At 45.0% G+C, this 1,459-nt stretch carries 2 protein-coding genes; both read right to left on the bottom strand.

The window, feature by feature from the left end; all coding sequences use genetic code 11:
- Positions 1-61: 61 nt before the first annotated feature.
- Entirely contained in the window at positions 62-829 is a 768-nt protein-coding gene (locus M2R48_RS05940) for a 3-oxoacid CoA-transferase subunit A (RefSeq protein ID WP_262085405.1), read from the bottom strand.
- 2 nt (positions 830-831) lie between these two features.
- The coding region (locus tag M2R48_RS05935; RefSeq protein WP_262085404.1) for a 3-oxoacid CoA-transferase subunit A at positions 832-1,459 on the bottom strand (628 nt) is incomplete at its 5' end.

Genomic DNA, 1,459 nt, shown 5'->3' with positions numbered 1-1,459 from the left:
GGAATATCTTGGGCAACACGTTCAGCAATTTGGTCACGGCTTAGTTTTTGGTAGCTCATTATTATTCTCCATTACCATTGGCTGCATCAACTGCAACCACATGCTGAACAAAAATCCCTGGGGTAATAATATGCTCAGGATCGAGCTGACCCAGTTCAACCACCTCTGAAACCTGTGCAATGGTAACATCTGCAGCCATCGCCATGATTGGACCAAAGTTACGTGCTGATTTGTTATAAACCAAGTTGCCCCAACGGTCGCCTTGATGTGCTTTAATCAGTGCAAAGTCTGCTTTAATCGGATATTCAAGCACGTAGTCTTTGCCATCGATATGACGGGTTTCTTTACCATCTGCCAATAATGTGCCAAAGCCTGTTGGGGTAAACACTGCCCCTAAGCCCATTCCTGCGGCTTGAATACGACACGCAAGATTACCTTGAGGAACCAGTTCCAGTTCGATCTTGCCCGCATGATAGAGTTCGTCAAATACCCAAGAGTCAGACTGACGCGGGAAAGAACAAATGATTTTACGGACTGCACCTGATTTAAGCAGTTTAGCCAGACCATAATCGCCATTGCCTGCATTGTTATTGACAATCACCAGATCTTTAACGCCAAGTTCAATCAGCCCATCGATCAGCTCTGCGGGTTGTCCTGCTGTTCCAAAGCCACCAATCATAATGGTTGCAAGAAATACATCTTTATCTGTTGGCAGATATTTTGAAATCTTGGTCGGTAAACCAATGCCTAAATTGACATAAGCCCCATCTGGAATATCTTGGGCAACACGTTCAGCAATTTGGTCACGGCTTAGTTTTTGGTAGCTCATTGTTATTCTCCATTACCATTGGCTGCATCAACTGCAACCACATGCTGAACAAAAATCCCTGGGGTAATAATGTGTTCAGGATCGAGCTGACCCAGTTCAACCACCTCTGAAACCTGTGCAATGGTGACATCTGCAGCCATCGCCATGATTGGACCAAAGTTACGTGCTGATTTGTTATAAACCAAGTTGCCCCAACGGTCACCTTGATGCGCTTTAATCAGTGCAAAGTCTGCTTTAATCGGATATTCAAGCACGTAGTCTTTGCCATCGATATGACGAGTTTCTTTACCATCTGCCAATAATGTACCAAAGCCTGTTGGGGTAAACATTGCACCTAAACCCATTCCAGCAGCTTGAATACGACACGCAAGATTACCTTGTGGAACCAGTTCCAGTTCGATCTTACCCGCATGATAGAGTTCGTCAAATACCCAAGAGTCAGACTGACGTGGGAAAGAACAAATGATTTTACGGACCGCACCTGATTTGAGCAGTTTAGCCAGACCATAATCGCCATTGCCTGCATTGTTATTGACAATCACCAGATCTTTAACGCCAAGTTCAATCAGCCCATCGATCAGCTCTGCGGGTTGTCCTGCTGTTCCAAAGCCACCAATCATAATGGTTGCA

This window comes from Acinetobacter sp. I-MWF (assembly GCF_025433935.1).
Taxonomy (GTDB): domain Bacteria; phylum Pseudomonadota; class Gammaproteobacteria; order Pseudomonadales; family Moraxellaceae; genus Acinetobacter; species Acinetobacter guillouiae.
Note: the sequence above shows the minus strand (reverse complement) of the source record. Positions and strands in the feature narration are given on the sequence as shown.

What these genes read in the sequence shown, in the direction of transcription:
- M2R48_RS05940 (WP_262085405.1), bottom strand. Translation starts at nt 829, where the DNA reads ATGAGCTACCAAAAACTAAGCCGTGACCAAATTGCTGAACGTGTTGCC.